The 20,641-nt window shown below is 73.0% G+C and carries 20 protein-coding genes and 1 pseudogene; 15 read left to right on the top strand and 6 right to left on the bottom strand.

Translation table 11 applies throughout. From position 1 onward, the window contains the following. The first annotated feature begins 157 nt into the window (after window positions 1-157). The 3 genes from ACLF5H_RS12480 to ACLF5H_RS12470 all read left to right on the top strand — a co-directional run bounded on the left by ACLF5H_RS12480 (window position 158) and on the right by ACLF5H_RS12470 (window position 2,224). Entirely contained in the window at window positions 158-733 is a 576-nt protein-coding gene (locus ACLF5H_RS12480) for an FABP family protein (RefSeq protein ID WP_421676119.1), read from the top strand. Between the two features lie 77 nt (window positions 734-810). Beyond that, window positions 811-1,248 (top strand): Fur family transcriptional regulator, encoded by a 438-nt coding sequence (locus ACLF5H_RS12475; RefSeq protein ID WP_159702722.1) that lies wholly within the window; start codon window positions 811-813, stop codon window positions 1,246-1,248. 10 nt (window positions 1,249-1,258) lie between these two features. Next, window positions 1,259-2,224: a YgfZ/GcvT domain-containing protein gene (locus ACLF5H_RS12470; protein ID WP_421676118.1), complete on the top strand. Its 966-nt coding sequence runs from the start codon at window positions 1,259-1,261 to the stop codon at window positions 2,222-2,224. A gap of 23 nt (window positions 2,225-2,247) precedes the next feature. On the opposite strand, the gene dtd is transcribed toward ACLF5H_RS12470, so the two are convergent. After that, on the bottom strand, window positions 2,248-2,673 hold the full coding sequence (gene dtd / locus ACLF5H_RS12465) for a D-aminoacyl-tRNA deacylase (RefSeq protein ID WP_037653536.1): 426 nt from the start codon (window positions 2,671-2,673) through the stop codon (window positions 2,248-2,250). 184 nt (window positions 2,674-2,857) lie between these two features. Between dtd and ACLF5H_RS12460 the strand changes: the two genes are divergently transcribed. The 3 genes from ACLF5H_RS12460 (at window position 2,858) to ACLF5H_RS12450 (ending at window position 6,015) form a co-directional block, all read left to right on the top strand. Beyond that, entirely contained in the window at window positions 2,858-3,460 is a 603-nt protein-coding gene (locus tag ACLF5H_RS12460) for an aerial mycelium formation protein (RefSeq protein ID WP_421676117.1), read from the top strand. Between the two features lie 75 nt (window positions 3,461-3,535). Continuing rightward, window positions 3,536-4,771, top strand: a complete 1,236-nt coding sequence (locus ACLF5H_RS12455) for a GNAT family N-acetyltransferase (RefSeq protein WP_421676116.1) — start codon at window positions 3,536-3,538, stop codon at window positions 4,769-4,771. A 317-nt stretch (window positions 4,772-5,088) separates the two neighbouring features. Further along, the gene (locus ACLF5H_RS12450) at window positions 5,089-6,015 is read left to right on the top strand and encodes a winged helix-turn-helix domain-containing protein (protein WP_421676115.1); all 927 of its coding nucleotides are present in this window, start codon (window positions 5,089-5,091) and stop codon (window positions 6,013-6,015) included. 15 nt (window positions 6,016-6,030) lie between these two features. Here the strand turns inward: ACLF5H_RS12450 and ACLF5H_RS12445 are convergent, their stop codons facing one another. Continuing rightward, a complete protein-coding gene (locus ACLF5H_RS12445) occupies window positions 6,031-6,219 on the bottom strand; it encodes a hypothetical protein (protein WP_421676114.1) in 189 nt (62 codons plus the stop codon). A gap of 189 nt (window positions 6,220-6,408) precedes the next feature. On the opposite strand from ACLF5H_RS12445, the gene ACLF5H_RS12440 reads away from it, so the two are divergent. From ACLF5H_RS12440 to ACLF5H_RS12410, 7 genes and pseudogenes are all read left to right on the top strand, one after another. Next, window positions 6,409-7,290, top strand: a complete 882-nt coding sequence (locus ACLF5H_RS12440) for a winged helix-turn-helix domain-containing protein (protein WP_421676113.1) — start codon at window positions 6,409-6,411, stop codon at window positions 7,288-7,290. Next, complete coding sequence (locus ACLF5H_RS12435) at window positions 7,290-8,027, top strand: HAD family hydrolase (RefSeq protein ID WP_421676112.1); 738 nt, start codon at window positions 7,290-7,292, stop codon at window positions 8,025-8,027. The genes ACLF5H_RS12440 and ACLF5H_RS12435 overlap by 1 nt, the downstream gene beginning before the upstream one ends. A gap of 277 nt (window positions 8,028-8,304) precedes the next feature. After that, window positions 8,305-10,416 carry a phosphotransferase family protein gene (locus ACLF5H_RS12430; RefSeq protein ID WP_421676111.1) on the top strand — a complete coding sequence of 704 codons (2,112 nt, stop codon included), beginning with the start codon at window positions 8,305-8,307 and terminating at the stop codon, window positions 10,414-10,416. Window positions 10,417-10,436: 20 nt separating this feature from the next. After that, window positions 10,437-11,081 (top strand): TetR family transcriptional regulator, encoded by a 645-nt coding sequence (locus ACLF5H_RS12425; RefSeq protein ID WP_421676110.1) that lies wholly within the window; start codon window positions 10,437-10,439, stop codon window positions 11,079-11,081. Window positions 11,082-11,149: 68 nt separating this feature from the next. Continuing rightward, on the top strand, window positions 11,150-13,237 hold the full coding sequence (locus ACLF5H_RS12420; protein ID WP_421676109.1) for a HelD family protein: 2,088 nt from the start codon (window positions 11,150-11,152) through the stop codon (window positions 13,235-13,237). Between the two features lie 27 nt (window positions 13,238-13,264). Next, window positions 13,265-13,909 (top strand): RraA family protein, encoded by a 645-nt coding sequence (locus tag ACLF5H_RS12415; RefSeq protein WP_421676108.1) that lies wholly within the window; start codon window positions 13,265-13,267, stop codon window positions 13,907-13,909. A gap of 20 nt (window positions 13,910-13,929) precedes the next feature. Continuing rightward, a pseudogene (locus ACLF5H_RS12410) lies at window positions 13,930-14,298 on the top strand (hypothetical protein); the annotation flags it as partial. A gap of 3 nt (window positions 14,299-14,301) precedes the next feature. Here ACLF5H_RS12410 and ACLF5H_RS12405 read toward each other — a convergent pair. Beyond that, on the bottom strand, window positions 14,302-16,671 hold the full coding sequence (locus tag ACLF5H_RS12405; protein WP_421676107.1) for an ATP-binding cassette domain-containing protein: 2,370 nt from the start codon (window positions 16,669-16,671) through the stop codon (window positions 14,302-14,304). 95 nt (window positions 16,672-16,766) lie between these two features. Between ACLF5H_RS12405 and ACLF5H_RS12400 the strand changes: the two genes are divergently transcribed. Continuing rightward, a complete protein-coding gene (locus tag ACLF5H_RS12400; protein WP_421676106.1) occupies window positions 16,767-18,011 on the top strand; it encodes an MFS transporter in 1,245 nt (414 codons plus the stop codon). 6 nt (window positions 18,012-18,017) lie between these two features. On the opposite strand, the gene ACLF5H_RS12395 is transcribed toward ACLF5H_RS12400, so the two are convergent. Beyond that, window positions 18,018-18,620 carry a CGNR zinc finger domain-containing protein gene (locus ACLF5H_RS12395; protein WP_421676105.1) on the bottom strand — a complete coding sequence of 201 codons (603 nt, stop codon included), beginning with the start codon at window positions 18,618-18,620 and terminating at the stop codon, window positions 18,018-18,020. 96 nt (window positions 18,621-18,716) lie between these two features. Here ACLF5H_RS12395 and ACLF5H_RS12390 point away from each other — a divergent pair, with 96 nt between their 5' ends. Then, a complete protein-coding gene (locus tag ACLF5H_RS12390) occupies window positions 18,717-19,613 on the top strand; it encodes an alpha/beta fold hydrolase (protein ID WP_421676104.1) in 897 nt (298 codons plus the stop codon). A 10-nt stretch (window positions 19,614-19,623) separates the two neighbouring features. Here ACLF5H_RS12390 and ACLF5H_RS12385 read toward each other — a convergent pair whose 3' ends face one another. Together ACLF5H_RS12385 and ACLF5H_RS12380 are read right to left on the bottom strand one after the other, a co-directional pair. Next, window positions 19,624-20,130 carry an NUDIX hydrolase gene (locus ACLF5H_RS12385; protein ID WP_421676184.1) on the bottom strand — a complete coding sequence of 169 codons (507 nt, stop codon included), beginning with the start codon at window positions 20,128-20,130 and terminating at the stop codon, window positions 19,624-19,626. A 35-nt stretch (window positions 20,131-20,165) separates the two neighbouring features. After that, window positions 20,166-20,588: a hypothetical protein gene (locus tag ACLF5H_RS12380; protein WP_421676103.1), complete on the bottom strand. Its 423-nt coding sequence runs from the start codon at window positions 20,586-20,588 to the stop codon at window positions 20,166-20,168. Window positions 20,589-20,641 lie beyond the last annotated feature (53 nt).

Here is a 20,641-nt window from a genome sequence, read left to right as displayed (position 1 = left end):
CTGTCGTATGCCCACCCTCGCTCAAGGAGCACCCGTGGAGATCTTCTTCGAAACCCTGCTGGTCCTGGTCTGCGTCGGCGTGCTCGCCTTCGCCTACCTGACCGTGAAGAAGCTGTACCAGGGCCAGCGCTGACCCTCCCACCAGGAAGCACCGCTCATGATCGAGATCCCGTCCGACCTGCACAAGGACCTCGTCCCGCTCGCCTTCCTCCTCGGCGACTGGGCCGGCGCCGGCGTGCATGACTTCCCCGGCTCCGAGAAGTGCAACTTCGGCCAGGAAGTCACCTTCACCCACGACGGCCGGGACTTCCTGGAGTACCACTCCCGGACCTGGGTGCTGGACAACGACGGCAACAAGGTCCGCCCGCTGGAGACCGAGTCCGGCTTCTGGCGGATCGACGCCGCCCGCAAGGTCGAGGTCACGATGACCCGCGACGACGGCACCATCGAGATCTGGTACGGCGAGATGGCCGACAAGAAGCCCCAGATCGACCTGGTCACGGACGCCGTCGCCCGGACCGCCGCCGCCCGCCCGTACACCGGCGGCAAGCGGCTGTACGGCTATGTGAAGAGCGACCTCATGTGGGTCGGCGAGAAGCAGACCCCCGAGGTCGAGCTGCGCCCCTACATGTCCGCCCACCTGAAGAAGGTCGTCACCCCCGAGGACGTCGAACGCTGGGCCAAGGCCCTCCCGGACGACATGCCGGACGACGGCATCGCCTTCTTCAAGTAGGCCCGCGCCTTCTTCACGTAGGCCCCGGGGTCCTCGGCGGCTCTCCGTGCGACGGCCGTGGTTCTAGACTCGTCGGTGTGGTGAGCACCGACTGGAAGAGCGACCTCAGGCAGCGCGGCTACCGGCTGACTCCGCAGCGGCAACTTGTCCTCGAAGCCGTGGACACCCTGGAACACGCGACCCCCGACGACATCCTCGTGGAAGTGAGGAAGACGGCGTCGGGGGTCAACATTTCCACCGTCTACCGCACCCTGGAGCTCCTGGAGGAGCTGGGCCTGGTCAGCCATGCCCATCTGGGGCACGGCGCGCCGACGTACCACCTCGCCGACCGGCACCACCATCTGCATCTGGTGTGCCGGGACTGCGAGAGCGTGATCGAGGCGGATGTGAGCGTGGCCGCGGAGTTCACCGACAAGCTGCGGCGGCAGTTCGGGTTCGACACCGACATGAAGCACTTCGCGATCTTCGGCCGCTGCAAGGACTGCTCCCTGAAGAGTTCAACTACCACGTCGTAGGCTTGGGCGTATGAAGAGCCCCCTGCTGTCCCTGCCCGGCGCCGTTCCCGCCGAGGGCGTGGACGAAGGCGTCGCCGCCCACTACGGCGATCTGTTCCGCGAGCAGCGCGCACTCGCCGACGGCACCGGTTTCGTCGACCTCTCGCACCGCGGTGTGCTCACCGTCACCGGCGCGGACCGGCTGAGCTGGCTGCATCTGCTGCTCACCCAGCACGTCAGCGATCTGCCCGCCGGCGAGGCGACCGAGGCGCTGATCCTCTCGGCGAACGGGCACATCGAGCACGCCCTGTACCTGGTGGACGACGGTACGACGGTCTGGGCGCACATCGAGCCCGGCACCCGCGAGGCGCTGGTCGCCTACCTGGAGTCGATGAAGTTCTTCTACCGGGTGGAAGTCGCCGACCGCACCGACGAGTTCGCGGTGGTCCACCTGCCCGCCGGGTCCATCGCCGAGGTGCCCGAGGGCGTCGTCGTACGCGAGACCCCGTACGGCCGTGACCTCTTCCTGCCGCGCGCGGACCTGGAGTCCTTCGCGGCGGCGCACGGGCCGGCCGCGGGGCTGCTCGCGCACGAGGCGCTGCGGGTCGAGCACCACCGGCCGCGGCTCGGGTTCGAGACCGACCACCGTACGATCCCGCACGAACTGGGCTGGATCGGCACGGCCGTGCATCTCCAGAAGGGCTGCTACCGGGGGCAGGAGACCGTCGCCCGGGTGCAGAACCTCGGCAAGCCGCCGCGCCGGCTCGTCTTCCTGCACCTGGACGGCAGCGATGTGCACCTGCCGGTGCCGGGCACGGAGATCCGGCTGGCGGACGAGGGGCCCGACGGCCGGAAGATCGGCTTCGTGACGTCCTCGGTCCGCCATCACGAGCTGGGCCCGGTGGCGCTCGCCCTGGTCAAGCGGAACGTCCCGCTCGACGCGGCGCTCCTGGCCGGAGACACGGCGGCGGCGCAGGAGGTCGTGGTCGAGCCGTAGCGCCCCCGGGCGGACCGGGGCGGCTACATCTCCAGCAGCACCGTGAACGGCCCGTCATTGGTCAGCGACACCCGCATCTTCGCCCCGAACCGCCCGGTCGCCACCGTCGCGCCCAGCGCCCGCAGCTGGGCCACGACCTCGTCCACCAGCGGCTCGGCGACATCGCCGGGGGCCGCCGCGTTCCAGGTGGGGCGGCGGCCCTTGCGGGCGTCGCCGTAGAGGGTGAACTGGCTGATGACGAGCAGCGGGGCGTCGAGGTCGCTGCACGAACGCTCCTCGGACAGCATCCGCACCGACCAGAGCTTGCGGGCCAGTTGCGCCGCCTTCTCCTTGGTGTCCTCATGGGTCACGCCGACGAGGACGCACAGGCCCTCGCCCTCGATCGCGCCCACCGTCTCGCCGTCCACGACGACGCTCGCGCCGTCCACTCTCTGCACCACCGCTCGCATGCGGACCATGATGCCGGGTCCCCGGGAAGCGGTCACCGGCGGACCTTCGGGACGCGGTCACAGGGAGACCTTATGGAACCCTTACCGCCCATCCGGGGCTGTTCGGGGGCACTCGGTCACATACGGTGCGCCGGGGGTGGCACGATGCTTCCACACGCCGGTCGAGGGGACGGTCAGAACCAACATGAGCACATCCAGCACCAGTGAGCTGCCGGTTCCCCAGGGGGCGTACCGGCCGCCCGTGCAGCGGGCCGACGAGCCCATGATCACACCGGTCCCCGTGCGGCCTACGGCGCCCGAGCTGTCCCGGCTGAGCCTGTCCGCACTGCGCGCGCTGCGCCGCGACGCCCGGCGCGACGAGGCCGATCTCAGCTATGTGCGGCGGCTGTTGCAGGGCCGGATCGACATCCTGCACGCGGAACTGGCCCGCCGCGGCCGGGCGGCCGTGCCCGCGCCGAAGGACGCCTCCGTGGTCGAGCGGCTCCCGGAGATCCTGCGCGACGCCCCGGCCCGTCACCGCTCCTCGGCCCGCCATGTCACCGTGGGCACCCCCCGGGGCGAGGAGGTGCGACGGCTCGCCGCCGAGATGCTCGGCGAGGTGGAGCTGAGCGATCTCACCGCCCGCACCGACCTCGAACTGACCGCGGCCATGGGCCGGTTGGAGCGGTACGAGCAGGAGGTGTCACGGCGCCGTCAGCGCCTCCAGCACACCGCCGACGGATGCGGCGGGGAGATCGCCCGCCGCTACCGGGTGGGCGAGGCTCAGGTGGACGACCTGCTGGTGTGACGCCCTGCCGGGGGAGGGGCCAGGGGGCCGAAATCGGGAGGACATCCGGCGGGACGGATGCCTACCGTGGGCCCCATGAACGACGTCCGTACCGCCACCGAGGCCGACTTCGACGACTGGCAGCGCGCCCTGGCCGTGGGATTCACCCAGCCCCCGGCCCTGGCCCGTGAGCAACTCGACGCCCGACGGCGGAGGTTCACGCCCGGCCGCTATCTGGGTGCGGTGGACGGCGGCCGCTGGGTGGCCACGTTCCGCTCCTTCGAGCAGGAGCTGACCGCGGTGGGCGGCGGCGTGGTCCCCGCCGACGCCATCAGCGGCGTGACCGTCAGCCCGACGCACCGCCGCCGCGGTCTGCTGAGCCGCATGATGGCGAAGGACCTCGCGGCGGCCCGGGAGCGCGGGGACGTCGTCGCCACCCTGCTCGCCGCCGAGTACCCGATCTACGGCCGGTTCGGCTTCGGCCCGGCCACCTGGATGTCCCGGTGGACCGTCGACGTCCCGCGGGCCGGCCTCGACCCCCGCTGGTCGGGTCCGGACGACGGCGGCCGGATCGAGCTGCTGGACGGCGCGGAGGTGCGCAAGCTGGGCCCCGAGCTGTTCGACCGGTTCCGCCGCGGCCAGCCCGGCGCGGTCAGCCGGAGCGAGCTGTGGTGGGAGGAGTTCACCGGCACCCTGCGCACCCACGCCGACTATGTGGAGCCGGTGCACGCCCTGTACCGCTCGGCGTCCGGCGAGCCCGAGGGCCTGGTGACGTACCGCAGTGACCACACCTGGACCGGTCAGCAGCCCGATCAGACCGCGCGCGTCAAGCGCCTCTTCGGGACCACCCCGGCGGCCGAGCGGGCGCTGTGGCACTACATGTGCTCCATCGACTGGATCACCAAGGTCGACAGCGGCGGCCGCGGCCCCGACGACCTGCTCCCGTACTTCCTGCCCGACCCGCGCGCCGCCCGGATCGCCGACCAGTCGGACATGCTGTGGGTGCGGATCCTGGACGTCGTACGGGCCCTGGAGGCGCGCACCTACGACCAGGAGGGCGCGCTGGTCCTGGAGGTCGTGGACGACGCCGGATACGCGGGCGGGCGCTACCGGCTGGAGACCTCGCCGCAGGGCGCGTCCTGTACGGCCACCACCGCGAGCGCCGATCTGACCCTGGGCGTCGGGGAGCTGGCGTCCGTATGGCTCGGCGGGGAGTCGCTGCTGCGGCTGGCCGCGCTGGGCCGGGTGCGGGCAGCGCGAGAGGGCGCCGCCCGGCAGGCCGACGCCCTGTTCCGCTCGCCCGGGCGCCCGTGGTGCCCGGACGACTTCTGACCGCTCCCCTCGTCGGCGGCGCTGAACTGTTCATCCGTAGCGAGCTGTTCAGTTGTGGCTGTGCGTTCTTCGGTGGTGCGTGTGTTCAGTTGTGGCTGTGCGCGTCGTCTTCAGTTGTCGTCGTCTTCAGTTGTTCGCGTCTTCAGTTGTGACTGTGCGCTTCGCGGGCCGTCCCCGGTACGGCCAACCACGGGAAAGCTTGACCATGTCAGCCGAGTTGGCTGCCAACTTATCTCCAGTTATCTCCGTTGGAAGGCGTCTCATAACCACCTGTCGCTGAACTGCCCCAAGTTGGCGAGAAGTTGTAGGGTTTTCCCGTGGACCCGGAGCACGCCTCCGTCAGGGAACCCCGCGCGTCCCGCGCGTCCCATCTGGAGATCGCCGACGAGCTGCGCGGCCGGATCGGTTCCGGCGCACTGCGCCCCGGGCAGCGCATGCCCACCCAGGCCGAGCTGGCCGAGGAGTTCGGCGTGGAGCGCGGCGCCGTCCGCCAGGCCCTGGACATCCTGCACGCGGAGCGACTGCTCACCGGGGTGTCCAAGGGCAGCCCGGCCAGGGTGGCGGAGGGCGCGTGGCCGGGGTGGTCCGCCGCGCCGCCGCAGCCCACCGTGGTGGGGCTCGGCCCGCGCGTCGCGGCCGCCTTCGCCGCCCCCCATGTGCGGATCGACGCGCTCTGCCTGACCTCGGTCTCGCTCACGCTGGCCGTCGGCGAGCAGCTGCGGCTGATCCATGCGGGGGAGCTGAAACCGGCCAAGATCGATGTCCGGGTGCTGCTGCCCAGCCGCCGGATCGAGCTGGCCTTCCCGACCCCGGTGGACCCGGTGAACGCGGGCGACGGCGGGCTGCTGCACGAGCGCTGGCTGGCGGTGCGCAACGCCCAGGGCCTGGTGCTGCGGCAGAACCTGCTGGCCCTGCGCACCACGCACGGCATCGATGTGCGGCTGACCTTCCGCGCGCTGCCGTTCACGCCCCCGGTCAAGCTCTATCTGCTCAACGAGGCCGAGGCGCTGTTCGCGTACTACACCCTGGGGCGCCACGAGCAGCGGGAGTCCGGCGGGGCACCGCTCCAGCTGTACGACGCGGACGGCACGCGCTCGATGCTGTTCGCCTTCGGGCCGGGCGCCGGGACGCGGGGTGCCGAGACGCGCGGCGCCGGGTCGCGGGACGCCGCCTTCGTGGCGGAGTCCCGGCGGTGGTTCGACGCGCTGTGGGAGACGATCAGCTCCGATCTGGAGCTGACGTAGCGGAGCCCTTGGCGCTCAGATCGCGGGGCCGGTCAGGAGCACCGCGAGCAGAATCGCGCCGACGGAGCTGACCGCCGGGCTCTTGGCCCGGTGGCCGACGGTGAACAGGAGCAGGCCGAGCGCGCCGGCGGTGCCGTACTTCCACTGCACGAGCTGTTCGAAGCCGAGGGCGAGGGTGGCGGACAGGAGGGCGGGAGCGGGCACGGTGGATCCCCCTTCGGGTGCCGGTGGAGCAGCGGTGGGAGGTGCGAGGCGGGAGGCGGGAGACGGGAGGCAAAACTTCCGCCAACTTGGAGAAGTTGGCAACCAACTCTGTTTAAGTTGTCCCCACTTGGTGGCACTACATAAACAACTTCTTGGCAACTCCCCTTAGATGGACGGAAGTTGTAACGTTTGGTGGTGACCCAGGAGCACATGGCAGTCAACGGCAGCGGCAGACGCAGCCCCCAGGAGATCGCGGGCGTCCTGCGCGAGCGGATGCGCGCCGGAATCCTGCGGCCGGGCGAACGGCTGCCCACCCAGGCCGAGTTGGCCGAGGAGTTCGGTGTCGAGCGGGGCGCCGTGCGCCAGGCGCTGCGGGTGCTCCAGCAGGACGGACTGCTCAGCGGTGTCACCAAGGGCAGTCCGCCGCGGGTCGCCGAGCAGCGGTCCGGAGCCGGGGAGCCCCAGCCGACCATGGTGGCCCTCGCGCCCCGGCTGACCGACGCGTTCGCGGCGCCGCGGGTGCGGATCGACGCCGTCTGCCTGACCGCGCAGAGCCTGATCCCGGCCCTCGGCGAACCGTTGCGCCTGATCCACGAGGGCAAGCTGCGCCCGGAGCGGATCGACGTCCGCGTCCTGCTGCCGTCGCGGGAGATCAGCCTCGCCTTCCCGGTCTCGGTCGACGCCGGGAGCGCGGAGGACACCGCGGTGCACGAGCGCTGGCTGGCCATGCGCAACGCCCAGGGTCAGGTGCTCCAGTACAACCTCCAGGCCCTGCGCGGCACCCATGACATCGACGTCCAGGTCACCTTCCGGGCCCTGCCGTTCACCCCGCCGGTGAAGCTGTACCTGCTCAACGGGGCCGAGGCGCTCTTCGCGCACTACATGATCACGCGCCGCGCCGAGCCCACCGACAGCGGGACGCTGGAGATGTACGACGCGGTCGGCTCCGAGTCCCTGCTCTTCTCCTTCGAGCGGGGCGCCGGGCAGCGGGACGCGGCGTTCGTGCAGGAATCGCAGAAGTGGTTCGACGCCCTCTGGGAAACCATCTCCACGGACCTGACACTCTCCTAGTGACTTCTGATACGACTTCTGATGCGAGCGAGATCGAGAAGCTTCGTGTACTGATCACTTCCGCCCGGGTCGTGCTGTGGGACTTCGACGGACCCATCTGCCGGCTGTTCGCCACGCACAAGGCCGAGCGGATCGCCGCGGACCTGGTGGCCTGGCTGGAGCGGCAGGGCCTGCACGGCCTGCTCACCCCCGCCGAACGCGGCACCCTGGATCCCCAGGTGGTGCTGCGCGCGGTCGGCCGCCGCAGGCCCGGCAGCGACCTGGTCACCGGCCTGGAGGAACGCCTCACCCAGGAGGAGCTGCGGGCCGCCGCCTCCGCGCTGCCCACCGCCTGGGCCGACCCGCTGATCCGCACCTGGACCGCCGTCGGCGCCCGGCACGCCGTCACCACCAACAACTCGCCCCGTGTGGCCCGCAGTTACCTGGATTCCCGGGGCCTGACCGGCTGCTTCGCCCCGCATCTGTACGGCCGTACCGAGCATCTGCACCACCTCAAGCCGGACCCGCACTGCCTGCTGCGCGCCCTCGGTGCCATGGGGGCCGCCCCCGCCGCCGCCCTGATGATCGGCGACGCCCCCTCCGACCTCGCCGCCGCCCGTGACGCCGGGGTCCCCTTCCTGGGCTACGCCCGCAACGAGGCGAAGGAGAAACCTTTGCGCGCGGCCGGCGCCGAGCATGTCGTACGGTCGCTCGAACCGTTGTTGCGCCTGCTCAGGGGAGGCCGGGGGGTCGGTTAGCATGCGGACACGCGGCCGGGTCACCGTCCGGGCGCGGATACGCGGGTGCGGGGCGCGGCGAGTGCCGGGCCCCGGGCGCCGGATCGGCACAGCCGGGCGGCGGATCACCCGTTGGGCTACTCCACCGCGTCCGGAGGCCGTACCGGCCACCACGGGGGAATAGCGTTTCCCCGGACCTGCCGCCCGGCAGGTCCTCCCCCCTGTGCGAACGATCCCGGAGCGGCCAGTGGGCGCACCGTCACTTCCTCCTACCGTCGTGGGGGAGCGCGCCGAAGCCATGCGGACGGATGCCGCCTGCCGTGCCCTCGTGGCCCGCGCCGCGGCCGTGCGGCCGACCCGTGAGGGCCCGCGCCATCGCGATCATGTGCTGCCGCTGACCGAACCGCTCGCCGGTCTGCTCGGCCGGGCCCCGGGCGCGCTCGTGACCGTACGGCTGCCCCGCCCGGACGCGGCACCGGCCGTGCGCACCTGGGAGGGCGAGGCGGAGATCCTGCGCGCGGTCCACCGGGTGCTGCCGGAGACCGCACCGGAGTGCCTGGCCGCCGGGAGCGGTTACGTCATCCACAGCCATGTGGACGGACAGGCGCCGTCCCCCGAGGGCGTCGCGCGACTGCTCGCCGCCCTCGCCCAGGTGCGCGGCACCGCACTGCCCCCGCTGCCCCCGCACTGGCCGCGCAACCACACCGACTCCCAGGGCTTTCTGCGCACCCTCGCCCAGCTCGCCGACCGGCAGGTCCGGGGCGCGAACTGGCGCAGGTACGGCGGCCTGTTCACCGCGCTCGGCGTACCCGAGGACGCGCTCGCCCGCCTCGCCGACCGGGTGCCCGCGCTGACCCGCCGCCCGTACGCCCTGCTCCACGGCGATCTGCGCCGCACCCAACTGGTCGCCACCAAAGAGGGGTTGCACTGCACCGGCTGGGAACTGGCGAGCTACGGCGACCCGTTGTACGACCTCGCCGTCCATCTCATCCGCACGCGCCGCCCGGAGCCCGAGCGGGCGGCGCTCGTGCGCGCCTGGGCCGACGCGGTGTCCCGCGCCCGGCCCGCCGCCGTCGCCGGACTCGGCAAGGACCTGCCCCACTACCTCGCCCTCGAACAGGCCCAGTCCCTCTACACCGACGTGATCCGGGCCGTCCGCGCCCTGGGCCGCTCCTTCGACCCGGAGTCCCTGGAACGGGCCACCGCCGTCGTGGGCGACGCCCTGCGCGCGGCCGCGGAGCCGCTGCGGCTCGGCCGGGTGCCCGGCGACGACGAGATCGAGCGGATCCTCTTCCGGCGCGGCGCCGCCCGGCCCGCCCCGCGCCCCCGGGCCCTCGCCTGGACCCCGGACCGGCGGGTCCCCGAACACCCCGACTTCCCGCACCACGCGGTCGCCGACGCCCTGTTCCTGGAGGGCGCCGCCCCGGCCGAGCGGGTGTTCAAGGGCGCCGCGCACCTCACCACCGTGCTCCGGGTGCCCGGCACCGGCTTCCCCGTCGTCGTACGCCGCGAGGTGACCGTCGTCCTGCGCCGCGAGCGCAGCTTCCTCAGCGAGCACGCCGTCCTCGCCGCCATCGAACGGTCCGGGGTGCCGGTCGCCGCCCCCCGCGTCCTCGCCCTGGGCACCAGCCACGCCGCCGACCCCGCCCACCGCTACCGCGGCGACCGCTTCGCCGTCCACACCTATGAGGGCGGCCGCGACCTCGGCCGCCGCCCCGAGCACCCCGTCGACGGGCTGCGCCCGCACGAGGCGGACCACCTGGTCGACCAGCTGGCCGCGCTGACCGGTGTGGACCCGGCCGGTATCGACCCGCTCGGCGGCCGCCCCGGCTTCTACGGCTGGCTCAGTGAGCAGCTCGTCGCGCTGGTCGAGGCGCTGCCGCGGCAGTCCCAGCGGACGGCCCGCTTCCTCGGCCTGCCGGACGCGCCCCGGCTGCGCGAGATCCTCGCCCGCCACCGGGTCGCCGACCGCGCCCCCGCCCTGCTGCACGGCGACCTCAACCCCTGGAACCTGGTGCGCCGCGACGACGGCCCCGCCCTCACCCTCATCGACTGGGAGCTGGCCCTGGTCGGGGACCCGCTGTACGAACTGGTCCGGCACATGCACCTCACCCCGACCCGGCCGGAGATCCGCGACCGCATGTTGCGCCGCTGGGCGGCCCGCCTTGACGCGCGGTACACCCATGACTGGCAGCGGGACTGGCGGGTCTACCGCTGGATCGAGCTGGTCCGCTCGGCCTACGTCGACCTCGACCGGCTGGTCACCGGATCCAGCCTGGACGCGCCCAACGTACGGCGGGCCGTGGCGTCGTACGGCATGACGCTCGCGGCGGCGACGGCCTCACTGGGGCTGTCCGGACGCCCCTGGGGACTGCCCCGGCTGGGGCTGCCCAGGCTGGGGCTCGGCTGAGCACTGCGTAGGCTCGCCCCATGGGTGAGTCGGAGCCGCGTGAGCGGGAGACGGGATCGCGGGAGCCGGAGCCGGGGCTGCGGGAGCGCAAGCGGCGGCGGATGTACCAGGAGGTGTCGGACACCGCGGTCCGGCTGTTCCTGGAGCGGGGCTTCGACGCGGTGCCGGTGGCGGAGGTGGCCGCGGCCGCCGGGATCTCCAAGCCGACCCTCTTCCGGTACTTCCCGGCCAAGGAGGACCTGGTCCTGCACCGGATCGCGGACCACGAGGACGAGGCCGCGCGGGTGGTCGCGGGCGAACCGGACCCGGTGGCCGCGCTGCGCCGGCACTTCCTCGCGGGCCTGGAGCGGCGCGACCCGGTCACCGGGCTCAACGACCACCCCCAGGTGCTCGCCTTCCACACCCTGCTCTACGGCACCCCGTCCCTGGTCGCGCGCGCCTACCGGCACCAGGAACGCTCGGAGGCGGCGCTTGCCGAGGCGCTCGGCGGCGACCTGGACGCGCGGCTCGCGGCCGGGCAGATCATCGCCGTCCAGCGGATCCTCGCCCTGGACAACTGGCGGCGGATCGCGGCGGGCGAGGAGGTGGCGGACGTCGCGCCGGATGCCGTGCGGGCGGCGGAGCGGGCGTTCGGGCGGCTGGGGGCGGCGCTGACCAGGGGCTGAGCGATGCCCCCTTAATGAGACGGGGTTAAAAATTTAACTCGGTAACGAGTTGTCGTACGCTGGACGGCATGACGTCACGCCCCGCCCTCACCGACGCCCTGCGCGCCGAGCGCGCCCATCACGACGACTGCCGGACCGCTCTCGCCGCGATGGTCGAGGGCGCCGCGGAGCAGGTCGTCATCGGCGAGGACGTCTCCGCCTCCGGCGCCGACGCCGAGGTGCTCGGCTACCGCTTGCGCAGCCAGGCCAAGGCGCTGCGCGAACTCCCGCCGGGCCCCCTCTTCTTCGGCCGCCTGGACTTCGCCCGCGACCACCCCGAGCACGGCGGGCTCCCCTTCCACCTCGGGCGGCTGCGCATCACCGAGAGTCCCGCCGCCCCGCCCCTGGTGGTCGACTGGCGGGCCCCCGTCTGCCGCGCCTTCTACCAGGCGAGCGCCCGTGATCCGCAGGGCGTGGCGGTGCGGCGGCGGTTCGGCTGGGCGCCGGGCAGCACCGGGGAGACGGCGGACCTCACGGGCTTCGAGGACGAGCGCCTGGGAGCCGGTCTTCCGGAAGCCGGCCTTTCGGGGGACGGGTCCGGGGACGGGCCCGAGGCCGGGACCGGGGTGCTCCGGCCGGGCGGCATCGTCGCCCGCGAGCTGGAGCGCCCCCGCGTCGGCCCCATGCGGGACATCGCCGCCACCATCCAGCCCGAGCAGGACGATCTGGTGCGCGCCGCCCTCGCCGACTCGGTGTGTGTGCAGGGCGCCCCCGGCACCGGCAAGACCGCCGTCGGGCTGCACCGCGCCGCGTATCTGCTCTACACCCACCCCAAGCGGCTGCGGCGCTCCGGGCTGCTGATCCTCGGCCCCAACCGCACCTTCCTCGCCTATATCTCCGAGGTGCTGCCCGCGCTCGGCGAGAGCGGAGTGCGCCAGTCCACCCTGCTGGACGAGATCGCCCGCCACCCGGTCACCGGCACCGACCCCGTGCCCGCGGCCGCCCTCAAGCACGACCCCCGCATGGCCGAGGTGCTGCGCCGGGCGCTGTACGCGCATGTCAGCACGGACGGCGTGAGCGACCTCGCGGTGCCCGACGGCTCCTATCGCTGGCGGGTGCGCGCCGCCGAACTCGCCGCGATCGTACGGGAGGTGCGCGCGGAGGAGCCGCCGTACGCCGTCGGCCGCGAGCGGGTGCGCACCCGGGTGGTACGACGGCTGCGCGCGCTCGCCGAACGGCGCTCCGGGGTGCTGCCCGCCGCCTGGGTGCGGCGCATGGAGCACGCCCGGCCGCTCACCGCCCAGCTCGACCTGGTGTGGCCGAAGGTCCGCCCGGAGGAGGTGCTGGCCCAACTCCTCACCGACAAGGAGGCGTTGGCGAGGTCGGCGCGCGGGATCCTGGAACCCGGCGAGCAGGAGGCACTGTTGTGGGCGCGCCCGCCGCGCTCGTTCAAGTCCGCCCGCTGGTCGGCCGCCGATCTGGTCCTGCTGGACGAGCTGTCCGGGCTGATCGAACACCCCGAGAGCTACGGGCACATCGTGGTGGACGAGGCGCAGGACCTCTCGCCGATGGAGTGCCGGGCCATCGCCCGCCGGGCCGCCTTCGGCTCGCTGACCGTCCTCGGCGACCTCGCCCAGGGCACCGCGCCGTGGGCCGCCCGCGACTGGTCCGCGCAGCTGCGCCACCTCGGCCGGCCGGACACCGCGGTGATCTCGCTGACCACCGGGTTCCGGGTGCCTTCGGCGATCGTGGCCCTGGCCAACCGGCTGCTGCCTCGTCTGGAGGTGGCGGTGCCGCCCGCCCGGTCCCTGCGCGCCGACGGGGAGCTGACCCTGCACCCGGCCGAGGACGTCCTCGCCACCACGGTCACCGCCGCCCGCCGCGCCCTGACCCGGGAGGGCTCGGTCGGGGTGATCGCGGCCGACGCGGACGTGCCCGCGGTGGCCCGCGCCCTCACCGGCGCGGGTCTCGCTCCGGCCGCCCCCGACGCCCTCGGCGCCCGGCTGACCCTCGTCCCCGCGAGCGTGGCCAAGGGCCTGGAGTACGACCATGTCATCGCGGTGGAACCGGCCGCCGTGACCGAGGCGGAGGAGCGGGGCGCGCACCGGCTGTACGTGGTGCTGACCCGGGCGGTGTCCCGCCTGGACGTGGTGCACGGGCGGCCGCTGCCGTTCTGAGCGGGCGCGGTGGGTAGCGTGCCGTACATGACCGAACTCAACGCCGAAGTACCGGACTTCGCCGCCTTCCAGGACATTCCCACCACCACCCTCGCCGATCTGCTCGGCGTGGAGCAGGTCATGGACCTCGGGATACGGCCGCTGTGGGGGCCGGGGCCCCGCCTCGCCGGGCCGGCGTTCACCGTGAGCTGCCCGCCCGGCGACAACCTCATGCTGCACGCCGCCGTCCACCGCGCCGCCCCCGGCTCGGTGATCGTGGTCGAGTCCGGGGACCTGAGCTACGCCCTGGCCGGCGGCAACGTCTGCGCCGTGGCCCAGCGGCACGGCATCGCCGGGTTCGTCGCCGACGGAGTGATCCGCGATCTCGCCGAGGTGCGTGACCTGGGCTTCCCCGTCTTCGCCCGGGGGATCGTGCCCATCCCCGGCGTGAAGGAGGCCGTGACCCCCTTCGGCCTTCCCGTGCGCTGCGGGGGTGTGCGGGTCGAGGCCGGGGACGTGGTCGTGGGCGACGAGGAGGGCGTGATCGCCGTACCGGCCGCCCGCGCCGACGACATCCTCACCGCCGCCCGCGCCAAGCTCGCCAAGGAGGCGGCACAGACCCTGGACGACTGGGAGCGGGCGCACCGGACGCGGATCGAGGAGATCCTGAAGGCGCGGGGGTTCGCGGGGTGAGGTGAGGGGGCGCCCTTCGGCTCACTCGCGTCGATCCGGCGCTCGGCCACCGTCTCACCGCCCTGGGCTGCGAGCTGGTGTGGGCCACCACCTGGATGGACGAGGCCAATGCCGTGCTCGCGCCCTGGCCGGTCCTGCCCGCGCTGCCCGTCGTGCGGTGGCCGGACGAGGACGGACCGCCCGGCCCGCCGCACTGGAAGACCCGCCCGCTGGTCGACTGGGCCGCGGGGCGGGCCTTCGTCCGGGTGGACGACGAGATCGGTGAGGCCGGCCGCGCCTGGGTCGCCGTACACCACCCCGGGCCCGCGCTCCCGCATCGGGTGGACCACCGGTACGGCCTGACGGAGGCCGACTTCCGGGTCCTCGGGGAGTGGCTCGCGGCGCGCTGAGGCTCACGCCCCCACGTACTCCGCCAGATGCTCCCCGGTGAGCGTCGAGCGGGCCGCGACCAGGTCGGCCGGGGTGCCCTCGAAGACGATCCGGCCGCCGTCGTGCCCGGCGCCCGGGCCGAGGTCGATGATCCAGTCGGCGTGGGCCATGACCGCCTGGTGGTGCTCCACCACGATGACCGACTTGCCGGAGTCCACCAACCGGTCGAGCAGCGCCAGGAGTTGATCGACGTCGGCCAGGTGGAGGCCGGTGGTCGGCTCGTCCAGGACGTAGACACCGCCCTTGTCGGCCATGTGCGTGGCCAGCTTCAGGCGCTGCCGTTCGCCGCCGGACAGCGTGGTGAGCGGCTGCCCGAGGGTGAGGTAGCCGAGGCCGACGTCGGCGAGGCGGCCGAGGATCCGGTGGGCCGCCGGGGTGTGCGCCTCGCCCGCGGCGAAGAACTCCGCCGCCTCGGCCACCGGCATCGCCAGCACCTCGCTGATGTCCCGCCCGCCGAGCCGGTACCGCAACACCGACGCCTCGAACCGCCGGCCCTCGCACTCCTCGCACGTCGTGGCCACCCCGGCCATCATCGCCAGGTCGGTGTAGACGACGCCCGCGCCGTTGCAGTTGGGGCAGGCGCCCTCCGAATTGGCGCTGAACAAGGCGGGCTTGACCCCGTTGGCCTTGGCGAACGCCTTGCGGATCGGGTCCAGCAGCCCGGTGTACGTCGCCGGATTGCTGCGCCGCGAGCCGCGGATCGGCGCCTGGTCGACCGACACGACGTGCTCCCCGGCCGGGATCGACCCGTGCACCAGCGAACTCTTCCCCGACCCGGCCACCCCGGTGATCACGGTCAGCACCCCGAGCGGGATGTCCACGTCGACCCCGCGCAGATTGTGCGCCGTGGCACCCCGGATCTCCAGCGCTCCGGTCGGCTCGCGCACCGTCTTCTTCAGCGCGGCCCGGTCGTCCAGATGGCGTCCGGTGAGGGTGCCCGCGGCCCGCAGCCCCGCGAGGTCACCCTCGTAACAGACCGTGCCGCCCGCGGTGCCCGCCCCGGGCCCGAGGTCCACCACATGGTCGGCGATCGCGATCACCTCGGGCTTGTGCTCCACCACGAGCACCGTGTTGCCCTTGTCGCGCAGCCGCCGCAGCAGCCCGTTCATCCGCCGCACGTCGTGCGGGTGCAGGCCGGTGGAGGGCTCGTCGAAGACGTACGTCACATCGGTGAGCGAGGAGCCGAGGTGCCGGATCATCTTCACGCGCTGCGCCTCGCCGCCCGACAGCGTGCCCGAGGGCCGGTCCAGCGAGAGGTAGCCGAGGCCGATCTCCACGAACGAGTCGAGGGTGCCCCGCAGCGAGTCCAGCAGCGGTGCGACGGACGGCTCGGCCAACTCCCGTACCCAATCGGCCAGATCGCTGATCTGCATCGCGCACGCGTCCGCGATGCTGATCCCCCCGATCTTCGAGGAGCGGGCCGCCTCGGTCAGCCGGGTGCCGGCGCAGTCCGGGCAGACCGTGAAGGTGACCGCCCGGTCCACGAACTCCCGGATGTGCGGCTGCATCCCCTCCCGGTCCTTGGCCAGCATCGACCGCTGGATGCGCGGGATCAGCCCCTCGTAGGTCATGTTGATCCCGGCGATCTTCATCCGGGTCGGCTCGCGGTGCAGGAAGTCGGCCAGCTCCCGCTTGGTGTACGAGCGGATCGGCTTGTCCGGGTCCATCAGGCCGGACTCGGCGTACAGCCGGTGGTTCCAGCCGCCCGCCTTGTACCCGGGCACGGTCAGCGCGCCCTCGTTCAGCGACTTGCCGTCGTCGTACAGCTGGGTGAGGTCGAGGTCGGTGACGCTGCCCCGGCCCTCGCAGCGCGGGCACATGCCGCCCGTGATGCTGAAGCTGCGCCGCTCCTTGACCTGCCGCCCGGCCCGCTCCACGGTGACCGCGCCGGCGCCGCTGATCGAGGCCACATTGAAGGAGAACGCCTTGGGCGAGCCGAGGTGCGGGGTGCCGAGCCTGCTGAAGAGGATGCGCAGCATGGCGCCCGCGTCGGTGGCGGTGCCCACGGTGGAGCGCGGATCGGCGCCCATCCGCTGCTGGTCCACGATGATCGCGGTGGTCAGCCCGTCCAGGACGTCCACCTCGGGCCGCGCGAGCGAGGGCATGAAGCCCTGCACGAACGCGCTGTAGGTCTCGTTGATCAGCCGCTGCGACTCCGCGGCGATGGTGTCGAACACCAGCGAGCTCTTGCCGGAGCCGGACACCCCGGTGAACACCGTCAGGCGGCGCTTGGGGATCTCGACGCTGACGTCCTTGAGGTTGTTCTCGCGGGCTCCGTGCACCCGGATCAGGTCATGGTTGTCGGCGGCGGGGGCGGCTTTGGCGGCGTCCATGCGGGCCACGGTAGCCGGGGGCACGGCAGAATCGCTTCTCCGGTTCTGACCGGTTCCGGTGCCCGCCCTCCCCGCCGACCCTAGGCTGCGCGCCCGTGACGCTGTCTTCGAGCAAACCCCGCCCGGACGAAACCGCCGCCCCGCCCTGGCGGGACACCCGCTTCACCCTCCTCCTCGGCGCACGGGTCGTCTCCGTGCTGGGCAACGGCTTCGCCCGCGTGGCCCTCGCCTTCGCCGTGCTCGCGCTGCCCGGCGCGAGCCCCGGCCGGCTGTCGCTGGTACTGGCCTGCCAAGCGCTGCCGCAGCTGCTGTTCGTGCTGGTCGGCGGGGTGATCGCGGACCGGATGTCCCGTTCGGCGCTGATGGCCCTGGCGGATGTGCTCGGCGCGGGGGCGTACGGCGCGCTGGCCGCGATGGTGCTGACGGGCACGGCCCCGCTGCCCGCGATGTGCGTCCTCGCCGCCCTGGCCGGTACGGCGACGGCGCTGTTCGCGCCCGCCTCCGAGGGCCTGGTCCCGCTCCTCGTCCCCAAGGACCGCCTCCAGCGCGCCAACGGGCTGCTGCGGATGGGCACCAACACCTCCCTGCTGCTCGGCCTGTCCCTGTCCGGGGTGACGGTGGCGGCGGTGGGCGCGGGCTGGGCGCTCGCGCTGAACGCCGTCTCCTTCGTGGTCAGCGCGGCCCTGACGGCCCGGCTGCGGGTGCCCCGGCGCCCGCGCGGCAGCTCCTCCGGCTGGACCGAACTGAGGGAGGGCTGGCGGGAGTTCGCCTCCCGGCAGTGGCTGTGGGTGGTGGTCGCGCAGTACGCCCTCGTGGTCGCCGCGCTCAACGCCAACGCGGGGGTCCTGGGCCCGCTGATGGCCGTGCGGCACCTGGGCGGCGCGCGCTCGTGGTCGGTCATCGTGGCCGCCCAGGCGATCGGCACCGTCGCGGGCGCGGGCCTGGCCGCCCGGGTCCGGGTCTCCCGCCCCCTCCTCGTGGCCGTCCTGTGCACCTTCCCCGCCGCCGTCCCGGTCACCCTGCTCGCGCTGGCGGCCCCGCTCTGGACGATCGCCCTCGCGATGTTCGCCTCGGGCCTCGCGAGCGACGTCTTCGGCGTCCTGTGGGCCACGACCATCCACCGCGAGGTCCCCGAACACGCCCTGTCCCGGGTCAGCTCCTACGACTGGTTCGGCTCCCTCTCCTTCGCCCCGCTGGGCCTCCTGGTGGCGGGCCCCGCGGCGACGGCGGTGGGCCCCGGACGGGCGCTGGCGGGCTGCGCGGCGCTGATCACGCTGGCGACGGCGGCGGCGCTGCTCTCCCCCCAGGTGCGGAACCTGCGCAGCCCGCAGGGGAGTTGACCCGCCTCACGGCCGGGGCTCGCGCGCCGCGCTGTGCCGCTGGTAGTAGCGGGCGACACGGGCCCGGTTGCCGCAGCGGGCGGGGGAGCACCAGCGGCGGCGGGGGTGCGAGGGCAGGAAGACCATCACACAGCCGTCCGCCTCGCACTCCTTGAGCCTGCCGATCACCGGGTCGGTGAGCAGCCCGACGGCGGCCTCGGCCAGGGCCGCGGCCACACGGACACCGAGCGGGCCGGTGCGGCGGGGGACGGCCGTGACGGCCGTACCGTCCCAGCCGAGTTCCCGCACGGCCGGTGCGGCACGCTGGGCCTCGGTGAGCCCGCGCAGGGCGGCCGCGGGGGGCTCGGCCGCGTCCAGCAGCGCCCGTACGACGGCCTCGGTGTGCCCCCGTACGGCGTGCACGGGAACCAGATCACCGGCCCCCGGCTCCTCGCCCGCGTCGCCGTCCTCCGGGCGGCCCTCCGCCAGCCGGTCCGCCTCCAGCTCCAGCCACCGGGACAGCTGCCGGGGTGTGCCGAGCAGATCCACCCGGCCGTCGCCGCTCCCCGGACGGGTGTTGACCAGATCCAGGGCCAGGGCCTCGCCGGTCAGCGGTTCGCTCTCAGACATGGGCTAATGCTAACTCGGCGGTTTGACACATTAGCCCGACGGGGTTTCACTGGCTGCACGTACCTAATGCATCCCTCCCCGAAAGAGGCGTGTGAAATGACTGACGCCGTGCGTACCCTCCCCCTCCCGTCCCGGACCGCCCACCGCTTCGTCGAGGTCGACGGGGTGGACGTCTTCTACCGGGAATCCCTGCCCGAGCGCGCCGACGCCCCGGTGCTGCTGCTCCTGCACGGCTTCCCCTCCGCCTCGCACCAGTTCCGCCGCCTGATCGACGTCCTCGGCGGCGACTTCCGGCTGTTCGCCCCGGACTACCCGGGCTCCGGGCACACCGTGGTCCCGGACGGGTTCACCTACTCCTTCGACCGGCTCGCCGACATCGTCGAGGGCTTCACCGAGCGCCTGGGGCTGACGCGCTTCGCGATGTACCTGTTCGACTTCGGCGCCCCGGTCGGCTTCCGCCTGGCGCTACGGCATCCGGAGCGGATCGCGGGGCTGGTCGTGCAGAACGGCAACGCGTACGAGGAGGGCCTGTCGGACGCGGCCCGGGCGTTCACCGCGCTCAGCCCCGACACCCCGGGCGCCGAACGGGCCGTGCACGACCTGCTCACCCTCGATTCCGTCCGCGCCCAGTACGAGACCGGCACCGCCGCTCCCGAGCTGATCGCCCCCGAGGGCCGGCTGCTCGACCAGCACTTCCTGGACCTGCCGGGCCGCCGCGAGGCGCAGCGCGCGCTGTTCTACGACTACAAGAACAACGTCGCCGCCTACCCCGCGTGGCAGGCATGGCTGCGCGCACACCGGCCCCCGACCCTGATCACCTGGGGAACCGGCGACCCCTTCTTCCTCACCCCCGGCGCCCACGCCTACCTGCGCGACCTGCCCGCCGCCGACCTCCACCTCTTCGACACGGGCCACTTCGCCCTGGAGGACCACCTCCCCCTGATCGCCCCCCTGATCGCCACCTTCCTCACCCGCTCCACGGAAGCGCGGTGAGCTCCGCCGCTCACTCCGGCCAGGGCGTTTTGGCATACCGGCTGAGGACTTCGTGGCTGTCGGGGGTGAAAGGCCACTTCAGCAGGGCCGATCGCAGCTCCGGTCCGGTCAGCCAGCCGTGCCAGGCGACCTCGCCGGAATCGGGGACCACGGCGTCCGGCACCACGGCTTCGTGCACGCCGAGCCAGTGCGGGCTCAGGCCGCTGCGGTTGACGAACGTGAACAGCAGGCGCGGCAGCGCGCGGATGCCCAGCTCCTCGGCCAACTCCCGCGCGGCGGCCTGTTCATAGGACTCGCCGACATTCGCGGCGCCACCGACCTGGACCTCATGGAGCCCGGGGAAGCGCGACACCTGTTCCGACCGCCGGTGGACGAGGATCCGCCCCCGCTCATCACGGCACACCGTCACGGCGACCCGATGCAGCCAACCCTCCCGCACGGCCTCCCGACGACCGACCACCCCCAACACACGATCCCGCCCGTCGACCCTCTCCACCAGCTCATCCACGACGCACACCCTGACAGAGCGCACCGACAACCGTCCGGTCTCGCTCACGGTGAGGTGTCGGGCTGAGCACCGGAGGTCCTCCGCATGGGGGCGGCGGCGATCAGCAGTGCGGCGAACGCGATGGGGGCGGCTGTCTGATACCCCATCCAGACTTCACCCCCGACGGTGCTGCCCTGCCGCGCCATCAGGAAGCCCGTCAGAGCTGTCAGCACCCAGCCGCTGTCGTAGGCAATCATGAGCTGCGTGTAGGTGCGCATCGACCGACTGCGCGTGTATCTGATCTCGATCCCGCCGCCGATCAGCAGGGCCACGCCTGAGGCGACCATCAGCCAGGCCGGCGTGCCGAGTAACCGACCGAGCGGGGCGGCACCGGCGATACAGACAGCGGCGAGCAGCACCTTGAAGGCGCCGTCTGCGATGGCCCCCACCGTCTGGCGGGTCACCCGCGATGCCACGACCTGGGCCATGAGCGTCCTCCTCGAAGCTCGTCCCGAGCTGGTTCCGTAACGAGATTACGGTA

The organism is Streptomyces sp. LaBMicrA B280 (assembly GCF_049222185.1).
Taxonomy (GTDB): Bacteria; Actinomycetota; Actinomycetes; order Streptomycetales; family Streptomycetaceae; genus Streptomyces; species Streptomyces murinus.
Note: the sequence above shows the minus strand (reverse complement) of the source record. Positions and strands in the feature narration are given on the sequence as shown.